This window comes from Phormidium tenue FACHB-1052, assembly GCF_014696675.1.
Taxonomy (GTDB): Bacteria; Cyanobacteriota; Cyanobacteriia; order Phormidesmidales; family Phormidesmidaceae; genus Nodosilinea; species Nodosilinea tenuis_A.
Map to the genome: position 1 here is coordinate 497,702 of NZ_JACJQN010000001.1, position 19,282 is coordinate 516,983.

Genomic DNA, 19,282 nt, shown 5'->3' on the forward strand with positions numbered 1-19,282 from the left:
GGGTTAGGTGCCGCCAACTTTTGTGGCAAACGCAGGGCGCTGGTGACTCCAAGGGCTAACCTGCTCAAGCTGGGCGGCCAGGGCTAGCAAAGTAGCTTCATCGGCGGGGCGACCCACCAGCTGCACACCAATGGGCAAACCGTTGGGGGCAAAGCCCCGGGGAATCGCCAGGGCGGGTTGTCCGCTGGCGTTGAAGGGGGGACAGGGAGCCACCCAGTTAATGACGTTGTCGAGCACTTGGGGCGATCGCAGCCTCTTCCACTCGCCAACCTTGATCGTGGGGTGCATATACACCGGCAAAATCAGCACATCATAGGGCTGACAAAATTTCACGATCTGGCGGGCCACTTGCTGGAGCTTAGCCACCGATCGCAGGTAGGCACCGCTGTTAATCCGCCAGGCTCGCCAGTAGAGCCAGCGATTCATCTTTTCCATCACCACCCAGGGCACGTCCACCTCGGTCAGCACCGATTGCCACACCACCACAAAGGGATCGATCAAATCTTTCAGGTTGGGGAAGACAACCTCCTCAGCCCTGTGGCCCAGATCTTCGACCTGCTGCACGGTTTCATAGATCGCCTGGCGGCAGATGGGGTCAACCTCGCCGATGGGGTCAAGCCGGGTAGCGTAACCAATTCGCAGCGGTCTAGGCGGCGTATCTAGCCCAGCCAGGAATGACGGCTCTGGATCGGGCAGCCAGTAGGGGTCGCCCGCTTCATAGCCGCTGAGCACATCCAACAGGGCAGCCGTGTCTGCCACCGTACGCCCCAGGGGGCCATTGACGGCCAGCCCGTTGAGCCGCTCCCCTGCGGGTGAAAAACTGATCCGCCCCCGAGCGGCTTTCATGCCCACAAGACCGCAGCAAAAGGCCGGGCCGCGCAGCGAACCGCCACCGTCAGAGCCCTGGGAAATCGCGCACAGCCCCGCCGCTAGGGCCGCCGCGCCGCCGCCGCTGGAGCCCCCCGGCGTGTAGTCTAAATTCCACGGGTTGCGGGCGGGGGGAAAGCCCGGTGGCTCGGTGTAGGGCAGCGACCCGAGTTGGGAAGTAGCGGTTTTGCCCAAAATAATCAGCCCCGACTGGCGCAGCTTGCTGACGATGTAGTCGTCTTCGGGGGCGATCAGATTGCAGGCGGCCTTGAGCCCATAGGCACAGGGCACCCCCCCGACCGGGTTCAGGTCTTTGACCGAGACGGTGACCCCAAACAGCGGCGGCAAATTCTCAGGATTGCTCGCCAAGTGCTCGGTTTTAGCCCTGGCATCGGCCAGAGCCTGCTCCGCCATCACCGTCACGTAGGCTCCCAGAGCTGGGTTGAGCCGCTCGATGCGCTCTAGATAAATTTCCGCTAGCTCTAGGGGGGAGATGTCTTTGTTGCGAATCAGCCGAGCTTGTTCGAGGGCGGGCAAGAAGGCAAGATCGACTGAATTCATAGCTACAGGGTTAAGGACTGGGGATTGTTTTCAATCACGTTGGCCAGATCCTTGAGGAAAGCGGCGGCATCGGCCCCATAGATGATGCGGTGATCGCAGGTAATGTTGACCTGCATCTGGCGCTTGACGCCCATTAGGCCCTCAGCGGTGGCGACCACGGTGGGGCGAGAGGCCCCGATCGCCAAAATTGACCCCTGCCCCGGCGGCAAAATCGCGTCAAAGCGATCGACTCCAAACATGCCCAGGTTTGACAGGGTGAAGGTGCCGGAGGTGTATTCGTCGGGCTGGAGCTGCTTGGAGCGCGATCGCGCCACCAGGTCAGCCCAGGTGCGCGACAGCGAATAGATATCGGCCTGGTCAGCATGCTTCAGCACCGGGGTAATCAGACCGCCCCCTTCCATCGCCACCGCCACGGCGATGTTGATGCCCGAGTGGTACTGCACGCCCTGGTCAGTAAAGCCCGCGTTGAGCAGCGGGTGCTTTTGCAGGGTGACGGCTACGGCCTTGGCCAGCAGCGCCGTCATGGTCACCCCCTTAGACTTGATCTGCTTGTAGAGAGCATCCAAACTGTCGGTGGTGATGGTGTAGCCCACGTGGTAAGTGGGTACCGCCAGGCTGGCCACCATGTTGCGAGTAACGGCCTGCTGGAGGGTGTTGAAGGGCACAACCTGTCCCAGGGGGGCGGCGCTGGGGGCCGGAGCGGCTGGGGCAGCAGATGCTGCGGGAGCCACAGGGGCGGCAGACACTGGTGGCACCACCGCTGCCAAGGGCGTTGCCACCGGCCCGGTAACGGTAGGATTTTTGCCTGCGGCCAGCTCCACATCTTGGGCGACAATGCGACCGTGGGGGCCGCTGCCCTGGAGGGTGCCAAGGTCTACCTTGAGGTCTTTGGCCAGCTTGCGAGCGCGGGGAGAAATCACCACTCGACCGCTGCGGCTGCCAGAGGAAGCCCCGTTTTGGGCGGCAGAGGACGGGGCCTCGACCACGGCCACCGGGGCAGCGGCTTCAGGACTGGGGCTAGAGTCGCCCCCAGCGGCACCGGCCTTGGCGGCGGCCTGCTGTTTGGCGGCCTCAACTTCGGCTTCGGTTTCGGCCAGCAGGGCGATCGCCTCACCCACCGGGGCCGTGCCCCCCGCTTCCACCACAATCGCGGCCAAAATCCCTTCGTGGAACGACTCCACATCCATGTCGGCCTTGTCAGACTCGACAATCACCACCGTTTCGCCTTTTTCTACCCTGTCGCCGGGGGCTTTGACCCAAGACACAATCTTGCCTTCGGTCATGGTTGAGCTGAGGGCAGGCATAAAGACTTCGCGAATCATGGAGGTGACTTCCGAAACAAAGTTAAAACGACAGAGCAGCAGAGATGCCAAGGATTTATTCTATCCCCAAGGCTGAACCGTTCGAGCGTTTAAACGGTCAACCGAGGGCGAGCTAAGACGCGCCTAGACTAAAGTTCGCCGCGAATCTCTTGAATCACGCCATCCTTAATCAAAATTTCGACCTGGAGCTTGCGCACCAGATTGTCGCCCACTGAGACATTGAAAAAGCTCTCGACCTTGCCCTGCTCAACCTCAGCATCGATCGCGATGGTCTGCACTTCCTGGAGCTGTTGCAGGCTCTGGTTTTTTTGCTGGAGCAGCTTGCTCTTGTCTTGATTGAGCTGGTTTTGAATATTGCCCATCTGCTGCTGAATGGTGCCGCTGTTGGGCTGCCCTTCAGCCTGTTTTTGCAGCTCGGCCACCATGCGCTGGCCCTGCATTTCGAGCTGTTGCAAACGACCGTCAACCTGGTTAATTTGGGCCTGGAGCTGCTTCTGCGCCTCTTCTTTCCACAGGGGAGTCACAATGGCTTTAATGTTGACCACCCGCTTGAGCAGCAGCGTTTGATTCTCATCCATAATCTTTGACGTAATAAAGAAATTACCAATACCGACTACGGCCATCGAGCACCGTGGCCGGACTATTTCACCGCATGCGGCTGAGGTTAGTGAAGTCTTTACACCACCCGCAGCTACACAAACATCGCGTCAATCATATCGCGATACCGAGTCGTAACCACGGGACGGCGGACTTTTAGGGTCTGGGTGAGCAGGCCGTTGTCAATGGAGAAGGGTTCGAGCACCAGGCGAAAGGGGCCAACGCGATCGTCGGGACGGTAGCCGGGGCGATCTTTCACCTCGCGGCCCAGCTCATCGCGAAACAGCCTCTGCACGCGCTCGTCGTCGAGGGTGATGGCGGTGCAGTCGGCGGGGGCGGGGGTGTCATCGCCCGGCACCGCCACAAACAGGGAGTGAGTGGCCGCCCAGGCCTGCAAAGCCTCTAGGTTAGGGACGATTAGGGCACCGAGCGATCGCTGATCTTGCCCCACCAGCATGATCTGGTCGATGTATTTGCTGCGAATGCAGGCGTCTTCGATAGGTTGCGGCTCAATGTTTTCGCCGTTGGTGAGCACGATGGTGTCTTTAGCTCGCCCGGTGAGCACTACATTGCCGTCGCGGCTAATCCAGCCCAGGTCGCCCGTGTCAAACCAGCCCTCGGGGTCAATTGCCTTTTGGGTGGCCTCAGGGTTGCGGTAGTAGCCCTCCATGATCTGCGGCCCCCGCGCCAGCACCAGCCCCTGCCCGCCCTGGGGCAATTCCTGCCGGGTTTCCAGATCCACCACCTTGATTTCGGTAAAGGGGATGGGCTGCCCCGCTGCCCCCCGCAAATTCCGCCAGGGGCGGCGAGCCGAGAGCACCGGGGCCGTTTCGGTGAGACCATAGCCCACGATGAGTTGGACGCCGATGATTTCAAAGAAGATATCAATGTGTCGAGCCAACGAACCGCCGCCGCTGATTAGCTGCTTGACCTGTCCCCCAGTGGCTTCACTGACTTTGCCGTAGACCAGCTTTTTGCCCAGCTGGTGCAGGGGCCACAGAGCCAGGGCGACCAGTCCCGAACTGAGGCGCTTCGGAGAGGGCAGGTCAGGCTCGTCGATTTTCATATCCTGGTAGCGCCAGAGGTTTTCGACGTAGCGCTGGCTGAGGCCAAAGAAGGTGAAGATCAGCTTTTGCTTGCCGGGACTCTGTTCGCGAAACTGCTTTTGTGCCCCCTCGTAGATCGACTCCCACAGGCGGGGCACCCCCACCATGTATTGCGGTTTGGTGGCCTTGAGGTCGGCCTTGAGGTGGCGAATGCTGCTGTAGGTCTGGGTGCAGCCCCGCGAAAACAAGAAATATTCGGCGGTGCGCTCAAAGCTGTGCCAGGAGGGCAAAATGCCCACCACGCGATCGCCCGGCTGCGGCTGCACCACCGCCTCCAGGGTGTTGATCTGGTGGAGCAGGTTGCGGTGGCTGAGCATCACCCCCTTGGGCTGGCCGGTGGTGCCGGAGGTATAGATCAGCGTGGCCAAATCTTCGGGCTTGATGGGCACGGGGGTGTAGGGACGCTCAGACCCCAGGGCCATTAGCTGACCAAAATTGAGAATCTTAAGGCGATCGCCCTCGGGCGGCGCTTCGTCCGACAGCAAAATCACCAGGGAAATGGGCAGAGTCTCGATGCGATCGCGCAGTCGAGTCAACAGCGCCAAGGTCTCGACCACCAGCACCGTGCTCTCGCTGTGCTCGGCAATGTAGGCCAGCTCTTCGGTTTCGGCGGTGGCGCTGCGGACGGCGTTCATGCCGCCAGCGGTCATGATGCCCTGGTCGGCAATAAACCAGCGGTGGCTGTTGTCGGCAAACAGGGCCACATGGGCGCGGTTTTCGACCCCGAGGGCCTGCAACCCGCTGGCAAAGGTGCGAATCGCCTCGGCCATTTGGCGATAGGTGAGGTTGGCGGCGGGCTTGTAGTGGGGGTCGTTGAGGGCCACCGTATCGCCGTATTTCTCCGCTACAATCGGCCAAATTTCGTGCAGAGCCTGGAGCCGTTCGTAGGGATTGTGGGCTTCTAGGCAGGCGCGATCGCGCTGTCGCACCGCTTGCAATGCAGTTGTAGATACGGGCATAGCGGCCACCAAGAGTTTAGAAAAAACCTGCGGTAATCCTACCGCAGCCTGACTCAAGGCTATCCCTAAAGCTGATGAGCCTTAACATTACCCCTTCCAGAAATTCAACTGGCCAAAGTTGAATTGGCCAAAAGTTGAACTAGGAAGAGCGGGAGTGCGATCGCAGACCTTCAGACTAGACTCAGTTGATCAAAACTACGTTTCGCCCAGCCCTTTGGAAGCACCTGGATCTACAGTCACGCTAGCTAGTCCGCTTCAAACACCGTCTCGTCTTCCTGTCGCCAAGCGGGGTCGACCAAACAGATAAACACCAACGGGCCATCTCCCGTATTGCGAAGGTGCTGGCGGGCATGGGGCGGAATGTACACCGCATCCCCCGGCTCGACCGGGCTAGTTTCACCGTCAATAGTCATTTCTCCCTGACCCGCCAGAATGTAGTACACCTCAGAGGTGATCAGGGCATGGGGGGTAGACACCTGCCCGACTGGCAAAACGGCGTGGGCCAAACTGTAGCGCAGCGCCAGGTCTTGCTTGTCGGGGTGCAATAGCTCTCGCAGCTGGGTACCGTCACCCGCAACAAATTCAGGGCAGTCAAACAGTTTACGAATCAGCATGGCAGCAGCAGTTACAGTAACCCTTCTGCCATCTGCACCCCTTAGGTGGGGTGGGTGACAGTGGGCAGGTCAGACAAGAGGGCAGTCTTCTTCGCCATCATAGCCTCCACGGCGGCAGGCGCTAGGGGACGCGAGAACAGATAGCCCTGGCCCAGCTCACACCGCAGCGCCTTGAGCTGAGCATGGTGGCGCGGTGTCTCGACCCCTTCAGCCACCACATCGAGGCCCAGGTTCCAGGCCAAGCGCACCACCGACTGCAAAATCTCTAGCTTTTCAAAGTCTTGGTCAGCGTTTTCAATGAAGGAGCGATCGATCTTGAGGCAGTCAAAGGGGAAACGGTGCAGATAGCTCAGGGAAGAATAGCCCGTGCCAAAGTCATCCACCAGCAGTTTAATGCCTAGGGATTTGATCTGCTGGAGGGTGGCAATAATGCTGTCGGAGTGGTCGATCAGCACCCCTTCGGTCAGTTCGATTTTGAGCCGATTGGCTACAAGGCCGGTGTCGTTCAAAATTTTCTGCATTCTTTCGACGATGTGCTGCTGCGAAAACTGTTTACTCGACATGTTGACGCTGACCGTAAACTCAGCCATGGCCGGGTACTGCTCAGTCCACACCTGCATTTGCCGACAGGCTTCGGTCAGCACCCACCAGCCCAGGGGAATAATCAGCCCGCTGGCCTCGGCAATGTGGATAAACTCCCCTGGCATCAGCAGTCCCCGGGTGGGATGCTGCCATCGCACCAGGGCCTCAAAGCCGCAAATTTCTTCGTTGCTGAGGGTGACAATGGGCTGGTAGTGCAGCCGGAGTTCGCCGCGATCGATGCCCTGGCGGAGGTCAACTTCGGTTTGCAGGCGCAGGTCTTGTTGCACCCTGAGAGAACTGTCAAACACCTGCCAGCCCAGGTCAGGATGGTCTTTAACTTGATCCATGGCCGCATCGGCATCGCGCAGCCAGTCGAAGGCGCTTTGGTAGGTCTTGGGACCAAAGGCAACCCCAATGCTGGCATTGACAGAAACCTGCTGCTGATGCCCAAAGGGTTGCTGCACCACCGCGTGAATGGTTTCAGTCAGCGCGATCGCGCTAGCGTGGGTGGTCAGATCGTCTACAAATACAGCAAACTCGTCTCTCCCCAACCGCGCAACGGTGTCGTTGGGGCCAACCTGGGCCTGGAGCCGGGTTCCTAGCTCGACTAGCAGCTCGTCGCCCACCTGGTGTCCTAAGGTGTCGTTGATCAGCTTAAACTGCTTTAGACCGATGACCAGCAGCGCCATCACCCGTTGCGGGTTCGGTTCATCCTGGGCGCAAGCTAGGGCCTGGCCCAGACGATCGATCAACAAATGGCGGTTGGGCAGGCCTGTGAGCAGGTCATAGTAAGCCTGCTGTACCAGACTGGCTTCCTGCTGTTTGGCGGCGGAAATATCGCGCAGAGTCAGCAGCGCCATACCAGAAGATCGTTCACCGCTACAGGCCACCCAGTGGGTCTGGGGGGGCAGCCCCACGGCCAGCATCAACTCTTCGTTGTGCAGGCGCTGGCCGGCGAGCACTCGATTTAAGGGCAGCTCAGGCGCGGCTAGGGGCTGCTGCTGCGGATCGAGCACCTGATAGTTTGGCTGATTACCGCTGCCTCCTAACCCGGCAATCCCTCCTGGGAGCAAGGCCTCGGCTGCCGCATTGCAAAACAGCAGCGCCCCGCCCAGGTCAACCACAACGACCGCATCGGGCAGGGCGCTCAGCACGGCCAGGTACATCTCGGCATCGAGGCAAGGGGGCTGTGACATAGGGCCAGAGGTGAACGAAGGGAAGGTTAGCGAAAATCTAGAACGGTCTATCGACAGGGGCGATCGCAGCGGGTAGATTTAGCTTGCCCAAAATACCAGCGTGGGCTCGCCTGGGGCGATCGCTCCCTTAAGCGTAAAGCCCGGACCTAGCTTGAGAAACTTAAGATAAAGTGCTGTAAAGGATGTGTAAGGTCGCCAGGGGCTACCTCTGGGGCCAGCTCAAGGAAGCCAGTCAAGCCCTAAACTAAAGCTGGTGCATCGGTGGCGAGATTGATGCGACAGTTCAACAAAGCAGACTGACCTTGGGGTTCAAAAAATTCCTAAGTCGGCCCGATCGCCTGGGGCTCTGCTGCTGCTATGGGCAACCAGCCAGCTGGCCTACCACTGGGCACCAGGCTATTGAGTCTGTGGTTAAATGACCAGGCTGACAAAGACATTCTGGGCAGCATGGAGCAAACACTACTGGGAGGACGGTACCAAGTTGTCCGACGGCTGGGGTCAGGGGGATTCAGCCGCACCTTTTTGGTGACCGACATCCACCTGCCGAACCACCCTCGGTGTGTGATCAAGCAGCTCAAGGTACAAGACAAAGACACAGGCACCCTCGACATGGCTCGACGGCTGTTTGACACCGAAGCGCGGGTGCTCTATCAGCTGGGCAACCATCCCCAAATTCCGTCGCTGATGGCCCACTTTGAAGAGGATCAAGAGTTTTATCTGGCTCAAGAATATATTGAGGGCAGCCGCCTCAACCGCCAGGTTGAGGAGGGCAAACCCTGGTCTGAGACGCGAGTAGTGCTGCTGCTGCAAGAGGTGCTGGAGATTCTCTCCTTTGTGCACCGCCAGCAGGTGATCCACCGCGATATTAAGCCCTCTAACCTGATCCGTCGCCACCGCGACGGGAAGTTAGTACTCATTGACTTTGGGGCGGTCAAGCAGGTGACCTCATCCCCGTTGCTCGACGCCGAAACTGGGGCCACCAACATCACTGTGGCCATTGGCACCCACGGCTACATGCCCAACGAACAGTATGCGGGCAAGCCGCGCTTTAGCAGCGATGTTTATGCCGTCGGCATTCTCGGCATTCGAGCTTTGACCGGCATCCATCCCCAAAAAATTGAAGAAGACCCCATTACCAGCGAGTTGTCCTGGCGCCACCATGCTCCGACAGTGTCATCGTCGCTGGCAGCCGTGCTCGACAAAATGGTGCGCTACGACTTTCGCGATCGCTACCCCACGGCCCAAGAAGCCCTCGAAGCCCTGCAAAATCTGCCCAACCCTCTGCACGGCTTGCTGGGTACCCAAATCTACCAAACCTGGATGAAGGGAGCCAACGGTCGGGGGCCAACCTTTCCGGGGGACGACAGCGACACCGCCATCGGGCCCACCGAGACTTCAGAGCCCACAGCCTTTGCCGACGACCAAGACTCCACGTCACTGTTTCCAGTCGATTTTGCCTATGGTGCTAGTGAAGCAGTGCCGCCAGTGTCTTCAAACTTGGCGATAGAGGAGCTAAAACCCTATGCCCGCCGGCGCTCGATAGTGGTCGGCAGCCTGATGGGAACGCTCAGTCTGCTAGTACTCTGGCGCAGCAGCCTCACCATTGCCTTTGAGCCCAGTCCGGGGGCTGTCGTGCCGTTTCAGGCAGCGGCGATTCCTACTTTGACCACCGACTTTGGCCTGCTGCTGCCCCCGGAAGAAAAAGCAGCCTACCTGACCCGCCAGGGCGATCGCCTGCGCTACCAGGGCCGCTACCCCGACGCCCTGGCCACCTACAACCAAGCCGTCGAGAGCCAGTCGGATTATGCACCAGCCTACCTGGGGCGCTGCCGAGCCCTGATTGCCCTCAAGCGTCCCCTGGAAGCCATTGTGGCTTGCGACGATGCCCTAGCCTACAGCACCTACTATCCCGAGGCCGTGCGCAGCAAGGGCAATGCCGAAGAACAGCAGGGAAAGCTGCTGGCCGCCCTAGCGCTCTACGAGAGCACCAACCGCCTCATGCCCGCCATGTTTGAGGCCTGGCTCGACCGGGGCCGCGTGCTGCAAAAGCTAGGCCGCTCCGCCGAGGCCATTGCCGCCATCGACCAGGCGATCGCCCGCAACCGAGAGTCAGCCGAAGCCTGGACCGTGCGCGGCGAAGCCACCTGGGCCCTCCAGCGCTACGACCAGTCGATCATCGCCCTCGAAAAGGCCTTGCAGATCAACCCGGACTACGGCCCGGCCAAGGAGTTGCGGAAGCGTGCCCAGCAGACTTTGGGGAGATAGAGGTGATGGGGAGTAAGTGTTGAGGGTTGAGGGACAAAATTCAAAATTCAACACTCTCCTCCCACCGTTCCCACCCTCCTCACCTCCTACTCCTCTAACACCTCCACCCGAATCTCGGTCTCCAAACTAGACCCCACCTGGCTCCCCTCTTGAGTCGTGCCGCTGATAGGCAGGGTTTGTGCTGGAAAGGGGCTGGCCACTAGGGCAATGTGGCGATCGCTCACCGCTAGCCCGTGGGTGGGATCAAAGGCGCGCCAGCCCCCGCCGGGCACGTAGGCCTCGGCCCAAGCGTGCAGGTCGCGATCGCGACTTGCGCTGTCGCCCTGCTCATAACCACTGACAAAGCGAGCGGCTATCCCCACCGCCTGGCAGGCCTCCATAAACAGCACAGCAAAGTCACGGCAGCTACCCAGCTTTTTGCCCCAGGTAATGCTCCCCGGCCAGGGAGCGCCCGTTGGCCGGTTGGTATACTTACAGGTTTCGTAGATGCGGCCCACCAAAGCGGTCAAGAAAAGACCCACGTTGCCCTCTACCTGGTGGGCCAGCGCCTGGGCCAGGTCAACCACTCCAGGCCCAAGGGCAGGGGCACTGGCTGACGCCAAGTAGGGCAATAGCGTGGTTCTTAGGCTAGTGGGATAGTCGAGGGGCAGGGTGGTGGCCCAGGGCTCCGCCAGGTAATCAAAGGGGTTGGTGCGGTAGGTTTCTACCTCAGCAGTGGTGATAATTTCAAACTGCTCTATAGAGTGAGGCGCAAACCACAGACCGACAGTGCTGTTGCCATCGGTATCGGCGATCGCGCTCTGCTGAGTTGGTTTTGGGGTGACCTCAAGGGTAAAATGCCGCAGCTGCTGAGCGCCGTCACTCCGGGGTCGCAGGCGCAGAGTGTGGGGCCGCAGGGTAACGGGCTGCTGATAGCAGTAGCGAGTTAGGTGGCGAATTTGATAGCGCATAGCCGAGTAAGAATTGAGCAGAACCGAGCAGAGCACAGATAGACAATAACGTCACAGCAAGCTCGAAAAACCTAATTTCTGTTTCCTGAGCCTAACGACAAGAGTTAACAAAAAATAGCGATCCCCAAAATCAGAACAAAAAGACGGGATCCCAAGCCAGAGATCAAAGATAAGCACGATAGCCGGTCGCCATCCATCGATTTAGAATTGTAAACATCGGGATCAATCTCCAGTCTGCCAGCTCTATCTAAAGGCGGGGATCATTGCTCCAGGCTTGATCCCAAGATTAAGGATTTATAAAATAGAGTTGCGCCTCTCAATAAACAAGGCGATAATAAACACCAGGGAAGATAAGATTTTGGCCCACGACTTTTGAGGGTCGCCCAAGTAATTCTCGTGATGTTTTGTCCATTACGAGAATTCTTTTTAATAAGATCTAACCCAAATAATATCCCTTAATTGTTCTGCCAAAAAGCTGCCGGAGTTACAAAATGATTGGTCATTCTCAACAAGTACACTGCCCAAACTGTGGACATCTAGCCGAAAGGCACCACACTTACCCCGAGCAGCAGGTGCAAACTCAGTGCGCCGCTTGCGACTACCTCATGATCACCTGCGCCGTCACCGGCAATGTGATCGAGGCCCACGCACCGGGTATATTCGCCGCTTCAGCTTGCTAGCTTAGGCTTGACCAATCGACCGGCAACCCCTGGGGTTCTTCCCCCCTAGGTCGTCTCAAATTCGTTATCCCCGGCCTTGCCTCAGCGGCAGCGTCGGGGATTTTTAATTGGTGATCGCCGCTGGAAATGTCTTTGGCTGGGACGAAGTTGGTATAGTCGAGGCCGTAACGACAGGGCAAACTGCGCCAAAGGGGCTAGCCATGGACATGATTTTGCGAAACGGTCAGCTACCCAACGGCGAGCCAGTCGATATCGGCTTAGCAAATGGCCGCATACAGGCAATAGAACCCCACTTAGCTATCTCAGCCACCCAGGAACTTGCCCTGGGCAGTAGGCTAGTAAGCCCGCCCTTCGTAGAATCGCATATTCACCTTGACTCGGCACTGACGGCGGGACAGCCCCGCTGGAACCAGAGTGGCACCCTGTTTGAGGGCATTGAGATCTGGCGCGATCGCAAACAGTCCCTCACCCTAGAGGACGTCAAAGCACGGGCGATCGCCACCCTCAAACTCCAGGCCCAGCAGGGAGTGCTCTTGGTGCGTACCCATGCCGACGTCAGCGAAACCAGCCTCACCGCCCTCAAAGCCCTGCTCGAAGTCCGCGACACCGTCAGAGACTGGATCACCGTGCAAGTCGTTGCCTTTCCCCAAGACGGCCTCTACGGCAGCCCCAGCAATCTTGAACTGATGGAAGAAGCCCTAAAATTGGGCGCTGACGCTGTCGGCGGCATCCCCCACTACGAGATGACCCGCGAAGACGGCGTGCAGTCAGTACACCGCATTTTTGAGCTAGCCCAGCAGTACGATCGCCTGATCGACATTCACTGCGACGAAATTGACGACGACCAGTCGCGCTTTTTAGAAGTGGTCGCCGCCTGCGCCGTGCGATCGGGCCTTGGGCCACGGGTCACCGCCAGCCACACCACCGCCTTTGCCAGCTACAACAACGCCTACGCCTTCAAGCTCATGGGTCTGCTGGCGCGATCGCAGATCAACTTCATCGCCAACCCCCTGATCAACATCACCCTCCAGGGCCGCACCGACACCTACCCCAAACGCCGCGGCGTCACCCGTGTCAAAGAACTCTGGCAGCAGGGCATCAACGTCAGCCTCGGCCACGACTGCGTCCAAGACCCCTGGTACAACCTGGGCACCGGCAACATGCTCGACGTCGCCTCCATGGCCGTCCACATCTGCCAAATGACCGGCCAGGAAGAAATCGCCGCCTGCTATGACATGATCACCACCAACGGCGCTAAAACCCTGGCCCTACAGGATTCCTACGGACTTGAAGTCGGCAAACCCGCCAGCTTCATTGTTCTTGATGCTGACAGCCCCTACGACGCCATTCGCCGCCGCGCTACCGTCACCCACGTCTTCTCTCAAGGCAAACTGCTGGTGCAGACATCGCCCGCTGAGGTGAACTGGCATGGATAGGAAGATAAAGTAGCTCTGGATTCTGTAGTTATAGAGCCAGCCTGGAAACCTTCTCTGATCGCTGATGTTTCTAGCGGTGCTCAGGAAGTCTACGGCATTTCTAAAAGTAGACTTTTGCGGAATCTAAATTTTTTGGCGGGGATGATAGCCCTAGCTATATCATGCTGGTAACGCTTGACGGTTAAGATCCATGAGATTACAAGACTTAGCAGTTGTAGTGCCAGCGATTGGATTGACTGTTCTTGTAGGATGCACAGCCCCAAATCCTAGCCCAGAATCCGAGCCGACTCCTAGCCCAAGCCCAGTTCCTACCAGTAGCTCACGGTCAGACAGCCTACTGGAAGCTCACAACCTTTATCGTTTTGAAGTCGGGGTGCCACCTCTAGAGTGGTCAGAAAGCCTAGCCAACTCTTCTCAAGCCTGGGCCGATCGCTTGGCGGCTACCAATACCTTTGCCCATAGTGATAGCAATGAATATGGGGAAAATCTGTGGAAGGGTACTGCAGGGGCTTATTCTTTAGCTGACATGGTGAAGTTCTGGGGAGACGAGAAGCAGTACTTTATTCCAGACACAGCCTTTCCAAACCTCTCAACAACCGGCAACTGGGCTGACGTAGGGCATTACACCCAAATTATCTGGAGAGATACTACTGAGGTTGGTTGTGGATTAGCTACCGGCAACGGCCAGGATGTATTGGTATGCCGTTATTCACCTCCTGGCAATTACCAAGGGCAAAAGCCTTTCTAAGGCAAAATCATCTCTAGGCCTAAGTCTAGCCACGAGAATGTTTGAGTTGAGAATTTTGGGCGTTGCGTAAGCAAGTATGATTTGCCCCTCCACCCCCATTGTGGGGAGAGACTGAGTTTCAAAGTCCCCCAGAATTGAGGGAATAGGGGGGCGTGCAGAGCCTAAGGTTTTGCCAGTTCATTCCCCGATTCAGCAACGCCTAATTGAGCTTCTCCTAAAAACAGAAGCGCCATGCTCCTGTCTGGCATATTTTCTTTTAGCCTGATGTGCTGATCGGTGCGCTGGCTAGTGAAAATACGACGCCCCATTGACATCAAACGTTGCCCCCGTCGCATGGGGCGCTAACCCCGCCACCAAAAACGCCACCAAATTAGCAATATCCTGCGGCTCCGCCGGAGCCCCCATGGGAATATCTCGCGTCACATAATCCGCCCCCCGCTCCGCCATCACCTGCTCAATGCGATCGGTACGCACAAACCCCGGTGCGATCGCATAGGCCCGCACCCCATCCGCCGCAAACCCCTTCGCGATCGTGCGGGTCAGCCCAATCACCCCGCCCTTCGACGCCGCATAGGCCATAAATTCTGGCCCATCCCCCCGAAACGCCGCCCGGCTGGCCAGATTAACCAACGTGCCACCCCCCTGAGCCTGAAAGTGGCAAATCGCCTCTCGACACAGATCAGCCATGGCTACAAGGTTGACCTGAAGCGTCTCTTGCCAAGCGATCGCCCACTGATCCCACTCAGCGGTCACTGAGGCGGCGGGCATCGTCGCGGCATTGTTGATCACAGCATTCACGCTGCCTCGCCAAGCTAGAGACTGTGCCCATAATGCTAGGGCCGCCCCCGGCACCGCCAAATCAGCCTGAACCAAGTGAGTGCGCTCATGCCCTAAGTCAGCGGCGAGCTGTTTCGTCTCGGCCTCACCTTGACTGTAGTGAAGAATAACCGCCGCTCCAGCCCCGTGCAGGGTTCGGGCGATCGCCGCCCCAATCCCCCGCGACGCTCCCGTCACCAACACCGTGCTGCCTTGCAAATCAATCAAAGTCATGCCCTTTGCCGTTAGTAGTTGAGTGCCCAACGTTCTGCCACCGACTCACTCCCGCACTCGGAAAGCCAAGACAGCCATCGCCAATGTATAGCGCAGCTTAATTCCTCAAAAATGTAAAAATGTAAATAAGATTGCAATATTTGTTTACATTGCGTTACAATAGAACCACAGAAGCAACGGAGAACATCCTATGACCACTAACGGTTACACCACCGAAGAAGGCGGTCGTCTGAACAACTTTGCCGTTGAACCCAAAGTTTACGTCGATGACAGCCAGCAGTTCGGCTTCAATGAATACGCCGAAAAACTCAACGGTCGCCTAGCGATGCTGGGCTTCGTCTCAGCAGTGCTGTTTGAAGCCGCTACAGGCCATGGCATTGTCACCTGGTTGACCAGCTTATAGCTCCGGCTGTTGCTGGGCTTGAGCCTCAAGCTTAGTGACTTGAACGATTAAATTTTCACCACAGAAAAGTCATCGTTCCCACACCCAAACTTCAAAGAACTTGTGTTACGTTAAGTGACAGGATATTGATTTCGCACCTCTAATCATTTAGGAGATATCCACCATGGAAACCAAAGAGACCAAGTTCGGCTTTGTAGACTTTGCAGAAACCTGGAATGGTCGTCTGGCTATGCTGGGCTTCGTGATTGGTGTAGCTACCGAGTTTCTGACTGGGCAAGGCATTCTGTCCCAAATTGGCATCATGTAGGGTTTTATCGCCCTCCGAGTTAAAAAATTAAATACCAAACGGAAGGGGAGGTGCTGGTTCTAGCGCCTCCCCTTCCGTTTGCGGGTTCCCAAATTCACCTAAAAGCAACCCAATTTTAACGCTGCAAACCCACCTAGAACATGCGGGTGAGAGCAGTAATTTTCGACAGCTTGGCGGCATCTAGCCCCTCTAGCTCATCCAAACTCAACCAGCCTTCTTTCACCAAACTCGAAAAGACAAACAGTAAAGCTGACTCGCGATCGTCATATTTGCCGTCGAGTTCGTGGCGGCGGGCACTGAGAAAGTCGTGGAGTTGCCAAAGGTCATCCATGCTATTGAGGCTGCTGGCGCGATCGCGCACGACCTGAACCAAGCCGCTAATCTCGCGGCTGTAGGCGGTGGCGATCGCCTCCTTAGCAATGGCTTTTTCTTCAGTTGACCACTGGAGTTCGCTGGTATGCATTACGACTTAAAAAAGGAACCTTAGAAAAAGACCTGCGAAAAGCTCGATGGCCGCCAATCGGCTAACCCAGTTACTCGGCCAATGATGGTGTTTAACATTTCTCTATATTAGAGACATGTTGCAAAACTTTGCAATGTGGCATTGAGGCTAAGCAAGCCTCAGCCGCCGCTACCCCCCTTCTTAGCCAAGCTCAAAACAATACTGACTGTTAGATCTTACGTCTAGGGCAAGACCCAACAGTCAGACAAGGAATATAGGTAGCCAGCGATGAATCAATGGCCTCAAGTGGGCCTGGTTCAGATTAGATTCTCAGGCTGGCGATCGCCCAGCCACCCTCCACAACCATCGACCTAGCGCACCAGGTTAAGCAGTTCCTTGGGTGAGGCCAGCAGGTCAATGGCAACAAAGAAAATTTTGCCATCGGGGTTGATCAAAAACCGCCAGGCAATATTCATGCCGACGCCCGCGCCAAACCAAGGGGTCTGCACCTTACCGGTCACTTTGATTTGCGTAAAGCCATCTTCAGCCTGCTCAGTCACCCCCCTCTCTGGAATCAGCTTGAGATTCTGACAATCTTCTTGAAAGAAGCGGAGAATTGCCTCTTTGCCGGTAATCGGGCGCTGGAAGGGAGGCTGTAGCGCACCGTCGGGGGTGAAGAGTTCGATCAACGCGTCGAAGTCATTGGCGTTGAGGTTATTCATGTAGGCCAGCACCGTGGGGTTGGTGACCCCCTCAATGGTGACCTGGCTGCGCTTAGCCATATCCTGGGGTGGCGCAACGGGTTCAGAGACGCGGGTATAGCTGCCCATCTGCTTGGCGTCAAATCCCATATCGACCACCGCATTGCGCAGCACTGTAATCTGCTGCCCAGACTCCAGGGTACGAATCGACTGCAACACGGCGGCGGCATTGGCCGACAGCTTATATCCTTCAGGGATAGGTGCCACAGAGCCTTCTTCCATCCACTGGCCCAGGCGGTACCAAAAGCCGAGCTTGATATTGGGTGACCAGGTCGAGTAGGTGCGACCAATCGGGGTGTCGGCCCGGTTCGCCAGATCGCACATCGTCTGAGACTGCTCCTGAAAGGGCATTTTGCGAATTTGCTCCATGGTGGCTTCAGCAAATTGCATACTGGCCGCACCGGGGGCCGCGATGGTAATGCTGCTTCCCATTTCCAGGTAGGCGAACCAGATCAGCGCTAGTTGGTCTTCGGCGCTGAGTTGGGTAAAGCGGGCAATGGTTGCGGGTACAGAATCCGCCGTTAAAGTATTGGGGAAAATATTACGAGCTGAATCGATCGTAAAAGGCATATGGAGTTTCCTGAGGAAAGGCGGGGGTTGTCAATGATTTCAGGCATTTTTCTCATCAAAGCTTGACCCCTCAAGGCCCAGTCTACGCAGGTACGAGACATAGCCCCATAAAGAAATGAGAACCGATGGGGCTTCCCATAGAGGTTGATCTAGATAAGAGATAGCGTTTATCACCGGGAAAATCGTCGATCGATCAGGTTGATGGCTCTGGTTTGGGGCCAAAATCCTTAGAATGGAGATGGCCTCTCAATATTTTTGGTAGCTATAGCCCATGGAAACGCTTGCCCTTACCCCTCCCAATGTGGAACAGGTTTTAGATGAACTGCGTCCTTACCTGCTGGCCGATGGCGGCAACGTAGAGCTAGTTGAAATCGATGGCCCAGTGGTCAAACTCCGCCTCCAGGGAGCCTGCGGCTCTTGCCCCAGCTCTGCTATGACGCTGCGCATGGGCATTGAGCGTCGCCTGCGCGAGTTTATTCCTGAAATTGCCGAGATTGAGCAGGTATTTTAGGAATGCTGATATTCTGATCTATTGGCAAGGGGTTTTTTGTCAAAACATCAGATTTCAGATTGTAGAGGGCTGCTGTGCTAGATCTAAAACAAATCCGAGAAAACCCGGAGCGGGTAAAGTCTGCTCTGGGCAAGCGGGGCAAGTATGATTTGACCCCGCTGCTAGAGCTAGACCAGCAGCAGCGCCAGCTAGAGACGGTGCGATCGCAGCTCCAGGCCCGCAGCAACGAGATCGGCAAGCAGGTGGGCCAAACCATCAAAGCCGGGGCCACCCCCAACGGCCCAGAAGTCACCGCCCTCAAAGACGAAGGCAACCAGGTCAAGGCCGAGCTGCAAACCCTGGAACCCCAGGAGCGCGAGATTAAAGCCCAGATCGAGGCCATTCTGCTAGGCCTACCCAACCTGCCCAGTGACACCACCCCCATTGGCAAAGACGAAACCGAAAACGTCGAAGTGCGCCGCTGGGGCGACGAGTACCTGCCCACCACTGCCGCCAAACCCCACTGGGAGATCGGCGAAACTCTGGGCATTCTCGACTTTAAGCGCGCCGCCGAAAAGATTGCCCAAAGCCGCTTCGTTGTCCTCAAGGGCGCAGGTGCTGCGCTAGAAAGGGCACTGATCTCCTTCATGCTCGATCGCCATACCAAGGCGGGCTACGACGAGATCATTCCCCCCTACCTAATTAACTCGGCTGCGCTCACCGCCTCGGGTCAGCTGCCCAAGTTTGCCGAAGAAAGCTTCCAGTGCCGCAACGACGACCTGTGGCTGACCCCCACTGCCGAGGTGCCTCTCACCAACCTGCACCGCGACGACATCCTTGCCGCTGACCAGTTGCCCATTCACTACTGCGCGTACACGCCCTGCTTTCGCCGTGAGGCAGGCAGCTACGGCAAAGATACCCGTGGCCTCATTCGCCTCCACCAGTTCAACAAGGTGGAGATGTACAAATTCGTGCATCCCGACACCTCCTTTGACGAGCTAGAGGCGCTGGTGGGCGATGCCGAAAACATTCTGCAACAGCTCAAGCTGCCCTACCGAGTGCTGGCGCTTTGCACGGGCGACCTGGGCTTCTCAAGCTGCAAAACCTATGACCTTGAGGTGTGGATGCCGTCTTCTGAGACCTACCGCGAGATTTCTAGCTGCTCAAATTGCTTGGATTTTCAAGCCCGCCGCGCCAATATCCGCTTTAAATCGACGGGGCAAAAGGGTACTCAGTACGTTCACACCTTAAACGGATCGGGCTTAGCCATTGGCCGCACCATGGCCGCCATTCTGGAGAATTACCAAGAGGCCAATGGTTCAGTGCGGGTGCCTGAGGTGCTGCAACCCTACCTCAACCGCGAGTATCTGTAGACG

17 protein-coding genes are annotated in these 19,282 nt (G+C 57.3%); 7 read left to right on the forward strand and 10 right to left on the reverse strand.

Going from position 1 to position 19,282, the window contains the following annotated elements; all coding sequences use genetic code 11:
• Positions 1-3: 3 nt before the first annotated feature.
• The 6 genes from H6G07_RS02275 to H6G07_RS02300 form a co-directional block, all read right to left on the reverse strand.
• The gene (locus H6G07_RS02275) at positions 4-1,428 is read right to left on the reverse strand and encodes an amidase (RefSeq protein ID WP_073606615.1); all 1,425 of its coding nucleotides are present in this window, start codon (positions 1,426-1,428) and stop codon (positions 4-6) included.
• 2 nt (positions 1,429-1,430) lie between these two features.
• Entirely contained in the window at positions 1,431-2,750 is a 1,320-nt protein-coding gene (locus tag H6G07_RS02280) for a dihydrolipoamide acetyltransferase family protein (RefSeq protein ID WP_073607031.1), read from the reverse strand.
• A gap of 128 nt (positions 2,751-2,878) precedes the next feature.
• Positions 2,879-3,328 carry a YlqD family protein gene (locus H6G07_RS02285; RefSeq protein WP_073606614.1) on the reverse strand — a complete coding sequence of 150 codons (450 nt, stop codon included), beginning with the start codon at positions 3,326-3,328 and terminating at the stop codon, positions 2,879-2,881.
• Between the two features lie 113 nt (positions 3,329-3,441).
• Complete coding sequence (locus H6G07_RS02290) at positions 3,442-5,412, reverse strand: long-chain fatty acid--CoA ligase (RefSeq protein WP_073607030.1); 1,971 nt, start codon at positions 5,410-5,412, stop codon at positions 3,442-3,444.
• A gap of 245 nt (positions 5,413-5,657) precedes the next feature.
• The gene (locus H6G07_RS02295; RefSeq protein ID WP_073606613.1) at positions 5,658-6,026 is read right to left on the reverse strand and encodes a cupin domain-containing protein; all 369 of its coding nucleotides are present in this window, start codon (positions 6,024-6,026) and stop codon (positions 5,658-5,660) included.
• A 41-nt stretch (positions 6,027-6,067) separates the two neighbouring features.
• Positions 6,068-7,804 (reverse strand): putative bifunctional diguanylate cyclase/phosphodiesterase, encoded by a 1,737-nt coding sequence (locus H6G07_RS02300; RefSeq protein WP_084172828.1) that lies wholly within the window; start codon positions 7,802-7,804, stop codon positions 6,068-6,070.
• Positions 7,805-8,161: 357 nt separating this feature from the next.
• Between H6G07_RS02300 and H6G07_RS02305 the strand changes: the two genes are divergently transcribed.
• Positions 8,162-10,069, forward strand: a complete 1,908-nt coding sequence (locus H6G07_RS02305; protein ID WP_084172827.1) for a serine/threonine-protein kinase — start codon at positions 8,162-8,164, stop codon at positions 10,067-10,069.
• Between the two features lie 86 nt (positions 10,070-10,155).
• On the opposite strand, the gene H6G07_RS02310 is transcribed toward H6G07_RS02305, so the two are convergent.
• Positions 10,156-11,019 carry a transglutaminase family protein gene (locus H6G07_RS02310; protein WP_073606611.1) on the reverse strand — a complete coding sequence of 288 codons (864 nt, stop codon included), beginning with the start codon at positions 11,017-11,019 and terminating at the stop codon, positions 10,156-10,158.
• A gap of 790 nt (positions 11,020-11,809) precedes the next feature.
• Here H6G07_RS02310 and codA point away from each other — a divergent pair.
• Positions 11,810-13,135, forward strand: coding sequence for a cytosine deaminase (gene codA / locus H6G07_RS02315; RefSeq protein ID WP_338420676.1), 1,326 nt, complete (start codon positions 11,810-11,812; stop codon positions 13,133-13,135).
• Between the two features lie 190 nt (positions 13,136-13,325).
• A complete protein-coding gene (locus tag H6G07_RS02320) occupies positions 13,326-13,883 on the forward strand; it encodes a CAP domain-containing protein (RefSeq protein ID WP_084172826.1) in 558 nt (185 codons plus the stop codon).
• Between the two features lie 285 nt (positions 13,884-14,168).
• Here the strand turns inward: H6G07_RS02320 and H6G07_RS02325 are convergent, their stop codons facing one another.
• Positions 14,169-14,933, reverse strand: coding sequence for an SDR family NAD(P)-dependent oxidoreductase (locus tag H6G07_RS02325; RefSeq protein ID WP_084172825.1), 765 nt, complete (start codon positions 14,931-14,933; stop codon positions 14,169-14,171).
• A gap of 190 nt (positions 14,934-15,123) precedes the next feature.
• Between H6G07_RS02325 and H6G07_RS02330 the strand changes: the two genes are divergently transcribed.
• Together H6G07_RS02330 and H6G07_RS02335 are read left to right on the forward strand one after the other, a co-directional pair.
• Positions 15,124-15,336, forward strand: coding sequence for a CAB/ELIP/HLIP family chlorophyll-binding protein (locus tag H6G07_RS02330; protein WP_073606608.1), 213 nt, complete (start codon positions 15,124-15,126; stop codon positions 15,334-15,336).
• A 163-nt stretch (positions 15,337-15,499) separates the two neighbouring features.
• Positions 15,500-15,643, forward strand: coding sequence for a CAB/ELIP/HLIP family chlorophyll-binding protein (locus tag H6G07_RS02335; RefSeq protein ID WP_073606607.1), 144 nt, complete (start codon positions 15,500-15,502; stop codon positions 15,641-15,643).
• A 133-nt stretch (positions 15,644-15,776) separates the two neighbouring features.
• Here the strand turns inward: H6G07_RS02335 and frp are convergent, their stop codons facing one another.
• Positions 15,777-16,106: a fluorescence recovery protein gene (gene frp / locus H6G07_RS02340; protein WP_073606606.1), complete on the reverse strand. Its 330-nt coding sequence runs from the start codon at positions 16,104-16,106 to the stop codon at positions 15,777-15,779.
• Between the two features lie 350 nt (positions 16,107-16,456).
• A complete protein-coding gene (locus H6G07_RS02345) occupies positions 16,457-17,416 on the reverse strand; it encodes an orange carotenoid-binding protein (RefSeq protein ID WP_073606605.1) in 960 nt (319 codons plus the stop codon).
• 271 nt (positions 17,417-17,687) lie between these two features.
• Here H6G07_RS02345 and H6G07_RS02350 point away from each other — a divergent pair, with 271 nt between their 5' ends.
• Together H6G07_RS02350 and serS are read left to right on the forward strand one after the other, a co-directional pair.
• Entirely contained in the window at positions 17,688-17,927 is a 240-nt protein-coding gene (locus H6G07_RS02350; RefSeq protein WP_017299982.1) for a NifU family protein, read from the forward strand.
• Between the two features lie 74 nt (positions 17,928-18,001).
• Positions 18,002-19,279 carry a serine--tRNA ligase gene (gene serS, locus H6G07_RS02355; RefSeq protein WP_073606604.1) on the forward strand — a complete coding sequence of 426 codons (1,278 nt, stop codon included), beginning with the start codon at positions 18,002-18,004 and terminating at the stop codon, positions 19,277-19,279.
• The last annotated feature ends 3 nt before the right edge of the window (positions 19,280-19,282 follow it).